At 71.7% G+C, this 17,873-nt stretch carries 12 protein-coding genes; 9 read left to right on the top strand and 3 right to left on the bottom strand.

The annotated features are described in order from the left end of the window. Positions 1-75 precede the first annotated feature (75 nt). Both IEY79_RS30090 and IEY79_RS30095 read left to right on the top strand, forming a co-directional pair. A complete protein-coding gene (locus tag IEY79_RS30090) occupies positions 76-3,249 on the top strand; it encodes an alpha-mannosidase (protein ID WP_189110794.1) in 3,174 nt (1,057 codons plus the stop codon). After that, positions 3,242-5,638, top strand: coding sequence for an ROK family protein (locus tag IEY79_RS30095; protein ID WP_189110795.1), 2,397 nt, complete (start codon positions 3,242-3,244; stop codon positions 5,636-5,638). The genes IEY79_RS30090 and IEY79_RS30095 overlap by 8 nt, the downstream gene beginning before the upstream one ends. Before the next feature lie 155 nt (positions 5,639-5,793). Here IEY79_RS30095 and IEY79_RS30100 read toward each other — a convergent pair whose 3' ends face one another. Next, a complete protein-coding gene (locus IEY79_RS30100) occupies positions 5,794-7,065 on the bottom strand; it encodes a glycoside hydrolase family 99 protein (RefSeq protein WP_189110796.1) in 1,272 nt (423 codons plus the stop codon). Between the two features lie 382 nt (positions 7,066-7,447). On the opposite strand from IEY79_RS30100, the gene IEY79_RS30105 reads away from it, so the two are divergent. The 5 genes from IEY79_RS30105 (at position 7,448) to IEY79_RS30125 (ending at position 12,320) form a co-directional block, all read left to right on the top strand. Next, positions 7,448-8,107, top strand: a complete 660-nt coding sequence (locus IEY79_RS30105) for a DUF5134 domain-containing protein (RefSeq protein ID WP_189110797.1) — start codon at positions 7,448-7,450, stop codon at positions 8,105-8,107. Positions 8,108-8,200: 93 nt separating this feature from the next. After that, positions 8,201-9,136, top strand: coding sequence for a M56 family metallopeptidase (locus IEY79_RS30110; protein ID WP_189110798.1), 936 nt, complete (start codon positions 8,201-8,203; stop codon positions 9,134-9,136). Between the two features lie 33 nt (positions 9,137-9,169). Next, complete coding sequence (locus tag IEY79_RS30115) at positions 9,170-9,874, top strand: phosphatase PAP2 family protein (RefSeq protein WP_189110799.1); 705 nt, start codon at positions 9,170-9,172, stop codon at positions 9,872-9,874. A gap of 19 nt (positions 9,875-9,893) precedes the next feature. Beyond that, positions 9,894-10,589, top strand: a complete 696-nt coding sequence (locus tag IEY79_RS30120) for an HAD family hydrolase (RefSeq protein WP_189110800.1) — start codon at positions 9,894-9,896, stop codon at positions 10,587-10,589. 381 nt (positions 10,590-10,970) lie between these two features. Beyond that, positions 10,971-12,320: a M14 family metallopeptidase gene (locus IEY79_RS30125; protein ID WP_189110801.1), complete on the top strand. Its 1,350-nt coding sequence runs from the start codon at positions 10,971-10,973 to the stop codon at positions 12,318-12,320. Positions 12,321-12,395: 75 nt separating this feature from the next. On the opposite strand, the gene IEY79_RS30130 is transcribed toward IEY79_RS30125, so the two are convergent. Beyond that, entirely contained in the window at positions 12,396-13,310 is a 915-nt protein-coding gene (locus IEY79_RS30130; protein WP_189110802.1) for an aminoglycoside phosphotransferase family protein, read from the bottom strand. Between the two features lie 251 nt (positions 13,311-13,561). Between IEY79_RS30130 and IEY79_RS30135 the strand changes: the two genes are divergently transcribed. Beyond that, complete coding sequence (locus IEY79_RS30135; RefSeq protein ID WP_189110803.1) at positions 13,562-15,793, top strand: penicillin acylase family protein; 2,232 nt, start codon at positions 13,562-13,564, stop codon at positions 15,791-15,793. A gap of 129 nt (positions 15,794-15,922) precedes the next feature. Here IEY79_RS30135 and IEY79_RS30140 read toward each other — a convergent pair whose 3' ends face one another. Then, positions 15,923-16,501, bottom strand: coding sequence for a dihydrofolate reductase family protein (locus IEY79_RS30140; RefSeq protein WP_189110804.1), 579 nt, complete (start codon positions 16,499-16,501; stop codon positions 15,923-15,925). Between the two features lie 196 nt (positions 16,502-16,697). Between IEY79_RS30140 and IEY79_RS30145 the strand changes: the two genes are divergently transcribed. Then, the gene (locus tag IEY79_RS30145) at positions 16,698-17,837 is read left to right on the top strand and encodes a peptidoglycan recognition protein family protein (RefSeq protein ID WP_189110805.1); all 1,140 of its coding nucleotides are present in this window, start codon (positions 16,698-16,700) and stop codon (positions 17,835-17,837) included. Positions 17,838-17,873: the final 36 nt, after the last annotated feature.

Here is a 17,873-nt window from a genome sequence, read left to right on the forward strand (position 1 = left end):
AATCGGGACAGGCGTTGACTTGATAACACTCTTGGTTTTACATGGCGGTCATCAGCAGGACAGGAAGGGCCGCCCATGCATGACCGAACGAAGTCCGGAGAGGCGCGCATAGCCCATTTCCTCGACCGTCGGCTGCGCCCCGCGCTCCACACCGGGCGGCTTCCCATGGAGGTCGGGGCCTGGCACATCCCGGGCGAGCCGGTCCCCGTCGACGTGGCGCTCCGCGCGGGGTACTCACCGTTCGTCGTCGGCGAGACGTGGGGCGGCGGCCCCTGGTCCACCAGTTGGTTCCGCTTCGCCGCCGACGTGCCCGAGCGGTGGGCGGGCCGCCGGGTGGAGGCGGTCATCGACCTCGGCGGCGACCGGGCCGAGGGGCTCGTCCACGACGAGCACGGCACCCCGCTCCAGGGCCTGCACGCGCACAACGGCACCGTGACCGTCGCGGCCCAGGCGCGGGGCGGCGAGTCCGTACGGCTGCTCGTCGAGGCCGCGGCCAATCCGGCCATCGACGCGGCCACCGGCGCCGGGGCGCACTTCGGCGACCCGGTCACCGCCGGCGACGAGCCTCTTCACCGATTGCTCCGCGCGGACCTCGCCGTACGGGACGAGAACATCTGGCAGCTCATCCATGACATCGATGTCCTGGAGAGTCTGATGCGAGCGCTCCCCGTCGGGCTGCCGCGCCGCCACGAGATCCTGCGGGCACTGGACCGCGCCGTCGACGCCGTCGACCCCCGTGACATCCCGGGGACGGCCGCCGGCGCACGGGACGTCCTCGCGCCGGTCCTGGCCCGCCGCGCGCACGAGTCCGCGCACACCGTCGCCGCCGTCGCGCACGCGGCCACGGGATCCGCCCGGCTGCGGCCGATGCGCGAGAGCGTACGGGCGAGCGCCCGCGCCTTCAGCAGCATGGCCGCGCTCGCCGAGGAGTACCCGGAGCTGGTGTTCGCCGCCTCGTCCGCGCAGCAGCACGCCTGGATGAAGGACCAGCACCCGCACGTCTTCGAGCGGATCCGCAAGGCCGTGGCGCGGGGCAACTGGGTCCCGGTGGGCGGCATGTGGGTGGAGCCGGACCCGAATCTGCCCGGCGGGGAGTCGCTGGCCCGGCAGTTCACGCACGGCCGGCGTTTCTACCGGGAAGAGCTCGGCCTGGACGCGGGCGGCGTCTGGCTGCCCGGCCCGGGCGGCATGACCGCCGCCGTCCCCCAGCTCGCCGCGCTCGCGGGGGCGCGCTGGGCGCTCGGCCACACGCTCGCCGCTGACGACGCCAACTCCCTTCCGCACCACACCTTCTGGTGGGAGGGAGTCGACGGCAGCCGGATCTTCACGCACTGCCCGCCGGCCGGTCCGGGGCACACGGCGCTCACGGGGCCCGAGTTGGCCGACGCGGTCACCGCGTACGCGGAGAAGGGCGGCGGCAGGCGTTCGCTGATGCCCTTCGGCGGAGGGCAGGATGACCGGGAGGCGGACCACGAGGGTTCGGGACCCACCCGCGAGACGCTGGAACGCGCACGCCGGCTGGCCGACTTGGAGGGTTCGCCGCGGGTCGAGATCCAGCACCCCGCCCACTTCTTCCGGGACGCGCTCGCCGAGTACCCGCATGCCCCGGTGTGGCGCGGCGAGCTGTACGCGCAGACGCACCACGGCGCGTACACCAGCCAGGCCCGCGCCAAGCGTGGCAACCGGCGGAGTGAATCCCTGCTGCGCGAGGCCGAGTTGTGGTCGGCGACGGCCGCCGTACGGGACGGGGTGCCGTACCCGTACGACGAGTTGGACGCCCTGTGGAAGCGTGTCCTGCTCCTCCAGAGCCGGGACATCCTGCCGGGCGGCGCGATCGCCTGGGTGCACGAGGAGGCCGAGCAGACGTACCGCGAGGTCCACCGCAGACTCCAGGCCCTGATCCGGCGCTCGGCCGGCGGCCCGGACGGGGCCACGGTCCTCAACGCCGGTCCGCGCGCCCGCCGCGAGGTGGTCGTGCTCGACCGGGACCGGCTGACGGGCGCGGTGGACGCGGGCCAGCCGCTGTCCGGCGGGCGGCTCGCCGTGCTGGCCGAGGCTCCCGCGCTCGGCCGGGGCACGGCCGGGCTGCCTCTCGGCGCCACGGCACCGGTGACGGTCACCGCCGCCGGCGAAGAGCGGGGCGGCGGGCATCTGCTGGACAACGGGCTGCTGCGAATCCACATCGACCCGGCGGGGCTCGTACGCTCCGTACTCGACCTGACGGCGGACCGCGAGGCCCTCGCGCCCGGCGGCGCGGGCAATCTGCTCCAGCTGCGCCGGGACGACCCGGCGCGCTGGAGCGCGTCGGCCCTCGACGCACCGCACGGCGACACCGCCCACGGCGCCACGGGCGGCTCCGCCCGGCGTGATCTCGACTCGGCGTCGTCGGTCGAAGTGACCGACCGCGGACCGCTGTTGGCGCGGGTACGGGTGGAGCGGGGCACCGGCAGGTCGACCATCACACAGCGGCTGACCCTGACGGCCGGCAGCCGCGCCCTGACCATCGACACCGATGTCGACTGGCGGGAACAGGACACGCTCCTCAAGGCCGTCTGGCCGCTGGACGTCCATGCCGAGAACTGCCGCGGCGAGATCCAGTACGGCCATGTCGAGCGCCCGACCCACCAGAACACCAGCTGGGACGCGGTCCGTTACGAGCATTGGGCGCACCGCTGGATCCATGTGGGCGAGCACGGCTGGGGCGTGGCGCTCGCGTCCGACGCGACGTACGGCTACGACGTGTCGCGCCACACCCGGGCGGACGCCGGTACCACCACGCTCGTCGGCCTCTCGCTGCTGCGCGCCGCGCGCGGCCCCGACCCGCACGCCGACCGGGGGCCGCAGAGCTTCCGGCACACGCTGCGGCCCGGCGCCGACGTGGCCGACGCGATCTCCGAGGGGTACGCGCTCAACCTCCCGCTGCGGCCGGGCCCGGCGGCGGGAGCCGCGGAGTCGGAGCCGCTGGTGTCCGTGGCCGGTCCGGACGTCGTGGTGGAGGCGGTGAAGCTCGCCGACGACCGGTCGGGCGATGTCGTCGTCCGGCTGTACGAGTCGCGCGGCGGCCGGGCCCGTACGACTCTGACGGCGGGTTTCCCGGTCGGCGCCGTGCGCGAGACGGACCTCCTGGAGGACACGCTCGGCGTCCTCGCGCACAGCGGCCGTTCGGTGGCGCTGACGCTGCGGCCCTTCCAGATCCTGACCCTGCGGCTGGTCCGCGGGGACGGCCCGCAGGGAGGCCCGGGTGTCTGACACCCGACCGGCCGAACCCGGCGACGGCACGCTCTCCCCCGAACTCCGCGCCGTCCTGCGCCGCTGGGCCGACGAGGGCGGTCCGCTCGCCACTCGCGCCGGTGTCGTGCTGCTGGCGGCCGACGGGCTGCGCGACGCGGAGATCTCGCGGAGGCTCGGGGTGTCGCGGCAGACCGTGGGCAGTTGGCGGCAGCGCTGGACGAGCGCGGGCATCGACGGCCTCGAACACCGGCCGCGCACCGGCAGACCCGCCACGGTCGACGAGGCCGAGGTCGTCACCCGTACGCTGCTCGCCCCCGGCGGCAGCGGCGCTTCGCGGGCGGTGGCAAGGGAGTTGGGCCTCTCGCACGCCACGGTCGCCGGTATCCGCCGCCGCTGGCGCCTGGTCCCCGACGAGCCGGTGGCGCCGTCCGTGCCGACCCGGCCGATCCTGCCCGGCGCCGACGTGTGGGTCATGGGCCTGTACGTGGACGGGCTGCGCGGAGTCCTGCTGGCCGGGACCCGGCTCGTGCCGAGCACCCCGGCCACCGCGGGCACGGTGATCGGCGCGGACGTCCTGGCGGGCCTCGACCGGTCACTGGACGCGGCGCTGGCGTCCACGCCGCGACCCGGTTCCGGCCCGGCGACCGGCGCCGAACGCGCAGCCGGGTCCGACCACGGCCCGGATCCGGAGCCGAACGGGGCGCCGGTGTCCGGGCCGAACGCGTCCGACGGACCGGGGCGCGGCTCCCCGCGCCGCGCGGACGTCGTCGCGTCCGACCGGGCGCTGGCCGGCTATCTCGCCCAGGCGAGCCGGCGTCATCCGGACCTCGCCCTGCACGCGATCGCCCTCTGGGACGCCGCGCCCGGGGAGGATCCCGCGCCCGCCACCGAGGTGCCCCAACCACCTGACGTACGGGCGCCGGTGACGCGCCATCACATTCCGGCGCGGTCCACCTGGCGCACCTTCCTGCGGGCCATGATCGCTCTCGACAGCACCAGTCATCCGGAGTCCTCACGGCGCGTCTATCTCGATCTGGCCGCCGAACTGGAGCGGTACGCCGCGGGGGACGCCGCCGACCCGCAGCACACCGTGCGCTGGCTGCGCGAGAACGTCGCGGGCCATCTCGGGGCCGAGGAGACAGCGGACAGCTCCGCGCGCGGTCACACCTGGAGCGGCGTCAACCAGATCGACCTGGGGTCGTTCAACGAGTGCGTGGTCATCGAGACCGTCCGGCTCTCCGGCACCATCACGCGCGGCGAGATCGCCCACCGCACCGGCCTCACCCAGCAGTCGGTGTCCCGTATCGCCCGGTCCCTGCTCGACCGGGGCATCCTGATCGAGGACGCGCAACTGCGCGCCACGTCGGGCAAGCCGCGTACGCCGGTCCGGCTGCGCGGAGCCGCCGCGCACGCGCTCGGGATCCATATCGATCCCGAACTGCTCACGGCGGTCGTGATCGACCTCGACGGGGCGATCGTCTGCACCCGCACCCGGTCCGTGAGCGCGGACACCGACCCGGCCGAGTTCGTGGAGCGCGTGGCGGCGCTGGGCCGCCGGACGCTGGCCGAGGCGAGCGGGGCCGTACGGCCCGAGGGATTCCTCGGCATCGGGGTCGCGGTGCCCGGCCCGGTGGACATCGCGTCCGGGACGGTGCTGGGCCCGCCCCTGATGTCGGCCTGGGGCGATCTTCCGCTGCTGTATCTCCTCAAGGACCACTTCCCGTGCCCGGTCATCATGGAGAAGGACTCGACGGCGGCGGCCGCCGGCGAGCGCTGGATCGGCCGTGACCGCCGGGCCAGGGACTTCGCGTATCTCTATCTCGGTACGGGCGTGGGCACCGGCCTCTATCTGAACGGCGACATCTACCGGGGTGTCAGCTCGAACGCGGGAGAGTTCGGCCAGCTCTGCGCGATCGCCCTGGGCCGGGTGGACGAGGACGGCCGTCCGGAGATCCTGCCCGAGTGCAATCCGCCGGTGTCCGTGCCCGACCTGGCCGCGCGCGGCGGTCTGCGCCCGGCGGCCACGGCGAGCGGGAGCACCGCCGCGTATCTGGCGGTGGGCCGGGCGGCGGCCGCGGGCGACCGGGCGGCGACAGCGGCCGTGCTTGAGGTGGCACGGGCGGTCGGGCGGGGCGCGCTGGGCCTGACCGACCTGCTGGACATCGATCTGATCGTCCTCGGCGGGCCGTTCTTCACGGACGACGTCGCCGACTTCTACCTCTCCGAGATCGCCCGTACGGTCAACGAGTTCCCGACCGCCCGCCGGCTGCGCCGGGTCGAGGTGGAGCCGTCGGTGCTGAGCGCGGGGGCCGCCGCCGTGGGAGCGGCCTCCACGATCTTCCACGCGACCTTTACTCCGAGGCTGCGCGGGCGGGAGACGCGGGCGCGGCATCTGCCCACGAGCTGACCGCGTACGGGCTGACCGCGCAGAAGCTGACCGCGCAGAAGCTGACCGCGTGCGGGCCGCCGGGGAGGATCCCGGCGGCCCGCACGGCTGCTCCGGTCGATCACCGGACGGAACGCTCACCGGACGGGCCGGCTCCGTCCGGTCCGGCGGGCCCGCTACCTCGGCGGCGTGGGCCGGGTCGCGGTGAGCCCGATCTGCTTCTTGAGCATCCGGCCGCCGTCACCGGTGAGCCGGAGGTAGTAGTCCGACGAGCACGCCGTGCCGTCCTCGTCGAGAGCCCAGATGCCGGACCCGGACGGCACCTGCGAGCCGTTCTCCGCGGTCTTGGCGATCTGGTTGCCCTCGTTGTACTCGTCGAACATGGAGATGTAGATCCCCGCGACGTTGAGCCGGCACATGTTGTAGAACTGCCGCCACATGAAGTCGCCGTGCGCGCGGTGCCTGGACTGGAGGTCTCCGGGCATCACACAGGGCTGGTAGTCGATGCCGCTGGCGTCGCAGTCCGCCTGGTCCGGGGTGTTGACGTCCCGGTAGAACTGGTCGGCCTGGGCGACGGTGCCCATCCGCCCGACCATCCACGGCGAGATCATGTTGAACGCGTGGTACACACCCGAGAAGCCGGGCCGGGAGTCGCTGTTGCCGTTGCGCCAGTGCGTGGGCACACCGCCGATGACGTAACAGCCCTGCCCCTTGAACCAGTTGATGACGTCCAGGCACTCCGGGGGTGCGAACGGGCGCTTGTCGTCGGCGAAGCCGAAGCCCCAGATACAGACGACGGGCTTGCCGTTCTGCTTGGCGTACGCGCCGGAGGACGTGTACGCCTTCATCTTGTTGGTCCAGTCCTGCTTGATCTCCGACTGCATGGCCCGCCAGTCGGTGACGTCGTACATGATGTAGAACTTCCGGCCGTTCGCCTCGGCCGACTGGCGCACCTTGCGTGCCATCGCGTCGCGGATCGGGCCTTCGCCGCCCATGGGATTGAACCGCTGGAGCGCGGCGGTGTCGCAGTTGTTCTCACGCATCCACCGGAAGTGGGTGTCGACGGTCTGCTGGTCGTGCGAGGAGAACAGCGAGGCCGGCTGGCCATTGTTCAGATTCGGATACGCGGTGGGGAAAGTACGGGTGTACTCCCGCACATCCGGCCATGACTTGATGGTCGTATTGCCGAGCGAGGGCGGCTGTCCGGCGTTCTGGCTCCAGTGCCACCAGCTGTCGATGGGGGAACCGTCGCCCTTGCAGGCGAACCAGCCCTGATACCCGACGCTGATTTTGCCGACCACGTCGCCCGGGGGACTCGCGGCGGGTGCCGCCTGTGCCCTGCCTCGCGGCTCGGGCGCGGCGCTCGCCTGCTGGCTGCCGAGGACACCACCGGCCGCTGCTGTGCCGGCCAGCGCCGACGCGATGACGGCACGTCTTGAAATACTCACGGAGTATTTCCTCCCACTAGAAATCTGCCTGGAAATACGCGGATCCACGGGGGTGGGGGGAATTGCAGGCGGCGGCAGCCCGCCCGCCTCCGTGGCGCACCATTGCAAAGTAACCGCGTTCGGAGGGTTACCACAAGGTCCGCGCGGAGGCTTTGTCCAGACCAATTCAAAGAGATGTGTCAGCCTATTTTCTTTACGTTTTCCGTTTCCAGTGGAATGCGAAAAGCACGTGGTTTCCACGCCCCTTGATCGGTGGCCGTGGCCCCCGGTGCGCTCCCCCCGTGTCTCTCTGCGCTCGCTTGCGCCTCGAACGACTGGGGCATTTCACCGTTGACACCGTTTGTGTGGACATCGCCGCAGCATGGCGAGGGGGAGGTGCGCGGTGCACGGACCGGCGACCGCCGGCTGGCTGGTCGTGGCGCTCTGCGCGGCGGCCGGGACCTACTGTCTGCTCAGATTGCGGGGTGGCGGGGGCACGGGACGGGGCACGGCGGGCGGCGAGGCCCTGATGGGGTTCGGGATGGCGGCGATGGCCGTGCCGGCCGCGGTGATCAGCCCGCCGCGCTGGGTCTGGCTGCTGTACGCGACGGTGTTCGGGGTCGCCGCGCTGCGCGCCCTGGGCCCGGCACGGGCGGCCACGCACCATCTGCACCATCTCGTGGGGATGCTCGCCATGGTCTACATGTCGGTGGCGATGGCCCTGCTCCCGGGCCCCACGCACGCCGGGCACCAGGCGGGCGGCACACCCCTGGCCACGGGCGTGCTGCTGATCTACTACGCGGGATTCGTGCTCTGGACGGGCGCGCGGCTTCTCCCGTTGCGGAGCGTGACCGCTCCGGAGCACGCGGCCCCGGCCGTTCCGGAGACCGGCGGGCCGGCGCCCCCGGCGGTCGGCGAGGTCATCGGTGGAGCCGTCGGTGGAACGGCGACGCGCGTGGCGACGGACACGGTGGCCGCGGCAGAGGACACCCGGCCCGAGCTCACCCTGGCCTGCCGGCTCTCCATGGGCATCGCGATGCTGGCGATGCTGCTCACGCTCTGACGCCCGGCACACCCGGTACACCGACCGTGTCCTGCGTCACTTGCCGCCCGCGGCCGTCCCCGTGAGCGGCGCCGCACTCATAAACTGACGCCCATGATGGTCTCCCTCGTGCTGCTGACGCTCGGTGCGCTGGCCGCTGTGGTCGCCCCGCGACTGCTGGCCCGCACCGCATGGCACGAGCGCGAGCCGGTGGTGGCCCTCTGGGTCTGGCAGTGCGTGGTCGCGGCCGTGCTGCTCTGCTTCGCCCTCGCCATGACCTTCAGCGCCGCGGCGGCGTGGCTGGCCGTACGGGGACATGTCTTCGCCCCGGCCCCGAGCGGGGTCGTCGAGGCGTACGCGCTCGGCACGCACCGGCCCTGGTCCGCGGCGCTCGCCGTGCTCCTGGCGGCCGGCGGAGTGTGGACGGGCGCGATGCTCACGCGCGAGATCCACCGGGCGCGCGGGCGCCGCAAGCAGCGCCGTACCGAACTGCTCGTCCGCTCACCGCTGTTGCCCGGCGAGGAGTCCGGCGGCGGCCCGCTGGTCGTCCTTGAGGGAGAGCGTCCGGGCGCCTGGTGGCTGCCGGGCGCAGCGCCGCAGCTCGTCATCACCACGGCCGCCCTGCGGCGGCTCAAGGGCCGCCAGCTCGATGCCGTACTGGCCCACGAGCAGGGCCATGCCCGCGCCCGGCACGACTGGCTGCTGCACTGCTCGTCGGCGCTCGCCAACGGCTTCCCGCAGGTGCCAGTCTTCGCCGCCTTCCAGGCCGAGATGCACCGCCTGGTCGAGCTGGCCGCCGACGATGTCGCCTCGCGCCGTTTCGGCCGGCTGACGATCGCGCTCGCCCTGGTCGAACTGAACGAGGACCGGGGGGTGTTCGGGCCCTGCCCCACGCCCGACACCGAACTGCCGCGCCGGGTGGACCGGCTGCTGACGCCTCTCCCCCGGCTCACGGCGGGCCGCCGGCTGCGGCTGACGGCGGCGGCCGCGCTGGTGCCCGCGGTTCCGCTCGTCGTCGCCTTCGTTCCGGCCCTGCGCGCGCTGGGATAGTTTTGCGGGGCCGTCGTCAGTAAGGATCAGCCCATGCAATCCCCCGCGGTGCCCCCGCCGTCACGGTCGGACTCGCCGTCACCGCCCATACCGTCGAGAGGTGTGACCGCCGCCCGTCTCGCCGTGGTGCTGGGCGTGGCCTCCCTGGTGCTGCTGGCCCTGGTCGCCGCCGAATGGGCTCCGCTGTTCTCCCTCGACCGGACCATCTCCGTGGATCTGCACCGGTGGGCGGTGGCCGACCCGGGTCTCACCCACGCGAACCGGATTCTCACCGACTGGGTGTGGGACCCCTGGACGATGCGCCTCCTGACGGCCGTCGCCTTCTTCCTCCTCTGGTTCAGCGGCTCGCGCTTCCTTGCCTGTTGGGTCGCACTGACCTCTCTGGTGGGCGCCCTGGTCTCGCAGGGCGTGAAGGCCGCCGTCGGGCGTGAGCGCCCCACATGGCCGGACCCGCTCGACTCGGCGCACTACGCGGCTTTCCCCTCGGGCCACGCGATGACCGCCACCGTCACCGTCGGGATACTCCTGTGGCTGCTGCGGCAGCACGGCCTGAGCGGCCCGCTGTGGTGGGTCGCGCTGGTGGTGGGAATCGTGTCGGTGCTCGGCTCCGGGTTCAATCGCGTCTGGTTGGGCGTGCACTGGAGTTCGGACGTGGTGGGCGGCTGGCTGTTCGGGGCGTGTCTGGTGGCCCTGTCGGTCGCCACGTACGAAGGACGGGCCTTGTCCCGGTGGCGGTGACCCGGCAAGGATCGGGTCCATGAAGATCAAGGGTGTGCTTTTCGACTTCTCAGGGACTCTGTTCCGCATCGAATCGGCCGGCTCCTGGCTCCGTGCCGTACTCGACGAGTTGAGTGTTCCGGTGCCGCCCGACGAGGTCCGGCGGTACGCGGTGCAGCTGGCCGTCGCGGGCGCTCTGCCCGGCGGGTCGTCGCCGCAGCAGCTGCCACCGGATCTGGCCGGGCTGTGGGCCACGCGCGACGAGAGCGCCGAGCGGCACAGGGCCGCGTACACCGGCCTCGCCCGGCAGGTGGCGCTCCCCGACCCCCGGCTTTACGACGCGCTCTACGAACGCCACCGGACGCCGGACGCCTGGCGGCCGTACGCGGACACCGCGGAGGTGCTCGGCACCCTGAAGCGTGAGGGCATCGGCGTCGGTGTCATCAGCAACATCGGCTGGGACCTGCGTCCGGTCTTTCGCGCGCACTGCGTCGACGACTTTGTGGACACCTATGTGCTGTCGTACGAGCACGGCATCCAGAAGCCCGACCCGCGGCTCTTCGGCGCGGCGTGCGAGGCCCTCGGGCAGGATCCGCGCGACGTGCTGATGGTCGGGGACGACCGGGAGGCGGACGGCGGGGCGGCCGAACTGGGCTGCGCCGTCCACTTCGTGGACCATCTGCCGGTGGAGGAGCGCCCGGCGGGCCTGCGCCCGGTCCTCGCGCTCACCCGCTGAGGGGAGTTGGTCCGCCGAGCGCCCGGATTTCGAATCGGTCCGGGGCCGGGACCACTTCACGGGGCGGGCCCCGACGCCCACCCCGGAGGTGGCGCCGGCGACGGCCGTCGTGGAGCGGGTACGCGTCGGGTAGGGCGGCTTGCTCGCGCGTCGGCCGGATCGTCCTGAACGGCTGAACCGCTGGGCGGTCGGGGGCGGCACGCCACGGCCCGAACCGGGCGCGGGTGTCGACGTGGATGGCCGAACTTCGTCACTTGACCGGGCCATGCCATCCCGTCACGATGTGCGCGAACAACCAGGTCCTGTCCGGTGAACAGGGCCTGTCCGCCCGCACTCCACCCGGCGCGGCCGAACCCCCCACACCCCCATCCAGGAGACAACATGCGACTTCGCATACGCGAGAGCAGATCGAAGGCGGCTGCCCTCGCGGTCATGCTGGCCCTCGCCGTGGCCGTCCCGTTCACGGCCGAGGCCGCGCCCCCGGCACCGTCCGCGAAGGCCGCGCCAGGGCCCGGAACCGACGCCGAGGAGCGGATCCGGCAGTACGAGATCCCGGGCGCCGCCGACGTCGCGGCTCGTACCGCCCTCGCCGCCACCGGCGTGTCGGTGGACGAGGCGGGCGCGCGCTCGACGGTCGTCAGCGCCACCGACTCCCAGGCGAAGCGGCTGCGGGAACTCGGCCACCGGCTCACCATGCTGCCCGCGCCGCCCGCGAGGACGAACGGCAAGGCCGCGGAGCCGTTCGACTTCCCCTCGGCCGACTCGCGCTATCACAACTACGCCGAGATGAACACCGAGATCAACCAGCGGATCGCCGCCCACCCGAACCTGATCAGCAAACGTGTCATCGGCAAGAGCTACGAGGGCCGGGACATCATCGCGGTCAAGATCAGCGACAACGTGGCGACGGACGAGAACGAGCCCGAGGTGCTCTTCACGCACCACCAGCACGCCCGCGAGCATCTCACCGTCGAGATGGCGCTGTATCTGATCCGTGAACTGGGTAACACCTACGGCACCGACTCACGGGTCACCAACGCCGTGAACAACCGCGAGATCTGGATCGTCCCGGACGTCAACCCGGACGGCGGCGAGTACGACATCGCCACCGGTTCGTACCGCAGCTGGCGCAAGAACCGGCAGCCCAACTCCGGCTCCTCCGCGATCGGCACGGACCTCAACCGCAACTGGGCCTTCCAGTGGGGCTGCTGCGGCGGCTCCTCGACCAGCCCCGGCTCCGAGACGTACCGGGGCCCGCGCGCCGAGTCCGCCCCCGAGGTCAAGGTGGTCGGGGACTTCGCGCGCAGCCGGGTCGTCGGCGGCAGGCAGCAGCTCAAGGCGGCCATCGACTTCCACACGTACAGCGAACTGGTGCTGTGGCCGTACGGCTACACGAGGTCCGACACGGCTCCCGGTATGACGCTGGACGACCGGAACGCCTTCGCCGCCGTCGGCGGGAAGATGGCGGCGAGCAACGGTTACACCGCGGAGCAGGCAAGCGACCTGTACATCACGGACGGGTCGATCGACGACTGGCTGTGGGGCAACCAGAAGATCTTCGCGTACACCTTCGAGATGTACCCGGGGAGTTCAGGCGGCGGCGGCTTCTACCCGCCCGACGAGGTGATCGAGCGGGAGACGAGCCGCAACCGCGACGCGGTCCTGCAACTGCTGGAGAACGCCGACTGCATGTACCGGTCCATCGGCAAGGAGTCGCAGTACTGCGCCTGAGAGGTCGGTCCACGAAGTGAGCCGGACGGCCGTGCCCCGCGTTCGGGGTGCGGCCGTCGTCACGCGGCGCCGCTGTCAGGGGCGGGCGAACTGGTCGTGGTCCGCGAGGACTTCACCGACCACATACCGGTTGAGGGCGGCCAGTTCCTCGTCCGTGTCGATGGTCTCGGACAGGACCAGCAACGACTTCCACAGCGCCCATCCACGGGCGCGTGCCCAGGTGCCGTCGTCCTGACCGACCGCCCGCCGGAACGCCGCCCGGTCGGCGCCGGAGAACATCCCCCACGCGATCACCAGGTCACAGGCGGGATCCCCGACCCCCGCCGTACCGAAGTCGATGACGGCGGTCAGCCTCCCGTCCGCGACCAGCAGATTGCCGAGGGCGATGTCGCCGTGGAACCACACGGGGGCTCCCCGCCACTCGGCGGCGAGCGCGGACTCCCACACGGCGGCGGCCCGGTCGGTGTCCACCCGGCCCTTGAGCGCGGCCAGGCAGCGGCGCGTCTCCTCGTCGTAGTGGGCGGGCGGCGCCCCGCGGTAGAAGCTGTGCTCGCCCGCGACCGGACCGTCGTCGGTGTCGCAGCGCTGGAGGGCCAGCAGGAACTCGGCCACCTCGACGGCGAATCGGGACATGTCCCCGATGCGCTCACGCCGCGCCGTCTCGCCGCTCAGCCAGCCGCGCACCGACCAGGGGAAGGGATAGCCCTCACCGGGAACGCCCTGGCCGAGCACGGTCGGCACCGCCACGGGCAGTGAGGGTGCCAGCCTGGGCAGCCACCGGTTCTCCTTGGCGACGGCGGGAACATAGCCGGCGGCGGTGGGCAGCCGGACCGTCATGCCGTCGCCGAGCCGGTAGGTCCTGTTGTCCCACCCGTCGACCTCCACGGGGATCACGGGCAGCCCGCTCCACCGGGGGAACTGCGCGGCGATCAGACGTTTCACCAGGGCCGCGTCGATACCGGCGCGGCCGTCGGGTGGAGTTGGGACCATCCCACGATCATCGGCCCGAACGATCGCGCCGGGCAACGCATTTGTTTCAGAGGACTGTCGCTCGTCCTGCCGGCGGTGAGCGCCGGGGCGAGGTTCTTGCCAGGGCGCTGCTTCCTGGGTAGGACTGTCCGCGTAGGTGATCACCCGAACTCCAGTGTGAGGTCCGGGGGTACCCGGCTCGAAGGCGCCGGCCGCGACCGCCCGCGTGAAGCCGCACGATCCCTGATTCTCGAACGAAGAAGGAGCCGCTCATGAGCCATCCGCAGAACTTCGGGCCGAGCCGACGCACCGTCCTCGGCGGAGCGGCCGGGCTGGCCGTGGCGGCGGGGATACCCTCCGGCACGGCGTTCGCGGGACCGGCGTCGTCTTCGGCCGAGGAGGCCCGCTGGCGCCGGCACGCCGCCCGGGTGACGATCACGCGGGACGACTGGGGCGTCGCGCATGTCGTGGGCGAGACCGATGCCGACGCGGTGTTCGGGATGATGTACGCCCAGGCCGAGGACGACTTCAACCGCGTCGAGCAGAACTACCTCGTCGCCCTTGGCCGTCTCGCCGAGGCCGAGGGCGAGAGCGTGATCTGGCAGGACCTGCGTCAGCGGCTGTTCCTCGATCCCGAGGAGCTGAAGAAGGACTACGCCAAGTGTCCGGCGTGGCTGCGCGCGCTGATGCAGGCGTGGGCGGGCGGACTCAACTACTACCTCGCGACGCACCCCGAGGTGCGTCCACGGGTGCTCGACCGGTTCGAGCCGTGGATGCCGCTGAGCTTCTCCGAGGGCAGCATCGGCGGCGACATCGAGTCGGTGATGCTCTCCCAGCTCGAAGCCTTCTACAGCGGGCGGGACGTGCCGATCACCGACGAGGAGCGCGGGCTGGTGCTGCGTGAACCCACGGGGTCGAACGGCATCGCCGTCGCGCCGAGCCACACGCGCGACGGCCACGCGCTGCTGCTGATCAACCCGCACACCAGCTTCTTCTTCCGTGCGGAGCAGCATGTGACGAGCCGCGAGGGGCTCAATGTCTACGGCGCTGCCACCTGGGGGCAGTTCTTCATCTACCAGGGCTTCAACGCGCACACGGGCTGGATGCACACGACGAGCGGCGTCGACAACATCGACGAGTTCGCCGAGACGATCGTGACGGGCTCCGACGGTACGCGTTCCTACCGTTACGGCGACGAACTGCGCCCCGTCACCTCGAAGACGGTCACCTTGTCCTTCCGTACCCCGGAGGGCGGTCAGCAGGAGCGCCGCTTCACCGCACTTGCCACGCATCATGGCCCGATCGTGCGCGAGGCGGACGGCAAGTGGATCGCCTGCGCGCTGATGAACAGGCCCGTCGAGGCCCTGACCCAGAGCTTCCTGCGCACCACGACGCGCGACTACAAGCAGTATCTGAAGGTCGCGGGACTGAAGGCGAACAGCTCGAACAACACACTCTTCGCGGACTCGAAGGGCGGCATCGCCTTCCTGATGCCGCAGTTCATGCCGGTGAGAGACGACCGGTTCAACTATCTCAAGCCGGTCGACGGGAGTGATCCCGCGACCGACTGGCGGGGCACGCACAGCCTGGACAGCATGCCCCAGGCGGTGAACCCGAAGAACGGCTGGGCGTTCAACACCAACAACTGGCCCTGGACCGCGGCCGGCGCGGACAGTCCCGACGCGGCCGACTATCCGCGCTACTTCGACCGGGTCGGCGAGAATCCGCGCGGTCCGCAGGCGATCCGCGTACTGACCGCGCGCGACGACTTCACCCCGCGGACGCTGATCGAGGCGGCGTTCGATCCGTATCTCAGCGCCTTCGCGCGTCTGTTGCCGGGGCTGGTCGCCGCCTGGGACCAACTGCCTCGGCACGACGCACGGAAGGAGAAGCTGGCCGGTCCGATCGGCCTGCTCCGTGAGTGGAACCACCGCTGGTCCGCGAAGTCGACGGCGACATCGGTGGCCGTCTTCTGGGGTGAGGACATATGGGCTCTCACGTCCCAGGCGGCGGCAGCGGCCGGGGTGTCGGGCTGGGACTACATCGCCGACCGCGCCACGGACGCGCAGCGGCTCGGGGCACTGGAGACCGCGACGAACCGGCTGCGGCGGGACTTCGGCGGCTGGCAGGTGCCGTGGGGCGAGATCAACCGCTACCAGCGCAACGACGGTGCGATCGTGCAGGAGTTCAGCGACGCCAAGCCGAGTATCCCGGTGCCCTTCGCCTCCTCGCGATGGGGCTCCCTCGCCTCGTTCGGAGCCAGGGCGTACCCGGGAACGAAGCGTTACTACGGCACCAGCGGCAACAGTTTCGTGGCGGTGGTGGAGTTCGGGCCGCGACTGCGCGCCTGGGCGGTGACGGCGGGAGGGGTCAGCGGGCACCCCGACTCGCCGCACTTCGACGACCAGGCCGAGCGCTACGCGAGCGGGGATCTGCGGCCCGTCTACTTCTATCCCGACGACCTCAGGGGCCATGTCGAGCGGAGGTACCGGCCCGGCAGGTGACGGGCGGGCGCCCTCTGGCGGGCGCCTGGTCCGCGCCGGCGCGCGGCCAGGCGAACGGCCTCGCTGGACGCCCCGTCGAATCGGGGGCGTTCAGCGAGCGGTGCGACAGACCCTGGGCGCGTCAACGGGTCAGGCATGCAGGGTGGGCCGGTAGACCAGTTCCTGGACGTGACTGTCGAGCGTCCGGTGCTCGATCAGTTCGAGATCGAAGTCGGCCGCCCCCTGGAAGATCGCGTCCAGCCCGGTCCGACCGGTGATCACCGGGAAGAGCGTCACCTGGACGCGGTCGACCAGGCCGGCTGCCATCAGCGCCCGGTTCATCGAGAGGCTGCCGTGCGAGCGCAGCGGTACGTCGGACTCCTCCTTGAGCCTCGCGACGACGTCGACGGCGTCGCCGCTCACGAGGTCCGCGTCCGGCCAGTCGAGGGATCCCTCCAGAGTGGTCGACACCACCGTCGCCGGCAGGTTCACCATCCGGGTGACCCATGGGTCACGTACCTCGGACTCCTCGGTGCTCGCGGCCAGCATCCCCGCGAACACCCGATAGGTGTTGGCCCCGAAGACCATCCGCTGCTCCTCGCCGTACAGGCCGAGGCGGTGGTCCAGGAGTTCGGGGCCCTGCTTGCCCCAGTATCCGGTCCAGTCGCCGCCGGCGGCACCGAAGCCGTCGAGGCTGGAGAAGACGTCGAAGGTGTAGGCGGCGGTCATGATGATCTCCTTGAGTGCGATTGATCGCGTGTCGGGGATACAGACTGGCAAGCACGGTGGAACTCATCGCCCCTGTGGACCGGCCATCCGCCGGCGAACCCGCTCGGTCTAGTCTTCGGATGAGACGGACTTGAGGGGCTGTTGTGGCCCCTGGGGTCAGTCCCTTCGTACGTCTACCGATGATTGAGGAACCACCGTGACAGTTCCGCCCACGTCACCCCAGCACCGGGCAGAGTCCAAGGTCGCCCGGCGCTCCCTGATCGGCGCCGCGGGCGCGGTCGTCGCAGGTGCGGTGATCACGCCGACGGTGATGGCCGCGACGGACGACGGGGAAACCGCGTCCACCGATACGCCCGCCACGAAGCCCGGCACCACCACCGAGACCTTCCCCGAGACCCGGGCCAAGGCGGCCACCGGTGAGGCTCCCGTCGAGGCCGCCTTCCCCATCGGCTATGTGGGCGTCCGATGGGAGGGCACGTCCAAGGCCACCGGCGGCGCCATCCGGCTGCGCGACGCCGACGGCGAGCAGGGCGAGTGGAGCGCGCTCAGCACGAGCGGCTGCTCGGACGCGAACGGCGGCGCGCTGCTCGTCCCCGCCGACGAGGCCTCCGGCTACGAGCTCAAGGCGCCCGAGGGCTCCACCGCCCTGCGCTCGCTGGCCCTCGACACCACGCGCGGTCCGGCGCGGAAGGTGGCCGTCCCCACCGACACGACCCGGGTGCGGGGCCTGGCCTATCTGTCGCGGCCGGCCTGGGGCGCGGACGAGTCGCTGCGTTTCAAGCCGGACGGCACGGAGAACACACCGACGGCGTACTACCCGTTCCAGACCATCAGCGTGCACCACACCGCCGGGGTCAACGCCGACCCGGACCCGGCCGCCACCGTCCGCGCGATCTACGAGCTCCACGCCATCGCCAACGACTGGGGTGACATCGGCTACCACTTCCTCATCGACGAGGCGGGCACCATCTACGAAGGCCGCTACTCCGGCGAGGAGGGCCTGCCCGCGCACGACGCCGACGGCAACTTGGTGACCGCCTTCCACACCGGCGGATTCAACTCCGGCAACCTCGGCATCGCGCTGCTCGGCAATCTGATGGAGCAGGGGCCGACGGACGCCGCCAGGAGCTCGCTCACCAGCCTGGTCCGGGTCCTGGTGCGGCTCCACGGCGTCGACCCGCGGGCGACCGTGACGTACACGAACCCGATCAACGGCACGCAGAAGGAGGTCGACGAGATCAGCGGCCACCGGGACTGGCTGGCGACGGAGTGCCCGGGCGAGGTCATGTACGAGGAGCTCGCCCTGCTGCGCGAGGCCGCCGCCCAGCGCGGCTGAGGTACGCGCCCAGGCACGCGAGCGTCATTGCGCCAC

It is taken from the genome of Streptomyces camponoticapitis, assembly GCF_014646115.1.
Taxonomy (GTDB): domain Bacteria; phylum Actinomycetota; class Actinomycetes; order Streptomycetales; family Streptomycetaceae; genus Streptomyces; species Streptomyces camponoticapitis.

Excerpts from the sequence above, each read along its gene's own strand:
- IEY79_RS30090 (WP_189110794.1), top strand. The coding sequence starts at position 76 with ATGCATGACCGAACGAAGTCCGGAGAGGCGCGCATAGCCCATTTCCTC.
- IEY79_RS30125 (WP_189110801.1), top strand. The coding sequence starts at position 10,971 with ATGCGACTTCGCATACGCGAGAGCAGATCGAAGGCGGCTGCCCTCGCG.
- IEY79_RS30135 (WP_189110803.1), top strand. The coding sequence starts at position 13,562 with ATGAGCCATCCGCAGAACTTCGGGCCGAGCCGACGCACCGTCCTCGGC.
- IEY79_RS30140 (WP_189110804.1), bottom strand. The coding sequence starts at position 16,501 with ATGACCGCCGCCTACACCTTCGACGTCTTCTCCAGCCTCGACGGCTTC.
- IEY79_RS30115 (WP_189110799.1), top strand. The coding sequence starts at position 9,170 with ATGCAATCCCCCGCGGTGCCCCCGCCGTCACGGTCGGACTCGCCGTCA.
- IEY79_RS30120 (WP_189110800.1), top strand. The coding sequence starts at position 9,894 with ATGAAGATCAAGGGTGTGCTTTTCGACTTCTCAGGGACTCTGTTCCGC.
- IEY79_RS30130 (WP_189110802.1), bottom strand. The coding sequence starts at position 13,310 with ATGGTCCCAACTCCACCCGACGGCCGCGCCGGTATCGACGCGGCCCTG.
- IEY79_RS30110 (WP_189110798.1), top strand. The coding sequence starts at position 8,201 with ATGATGGTCTCCCTCGTGCTGCTGACGCTCGGTGCGCTGGCCGCTGTG.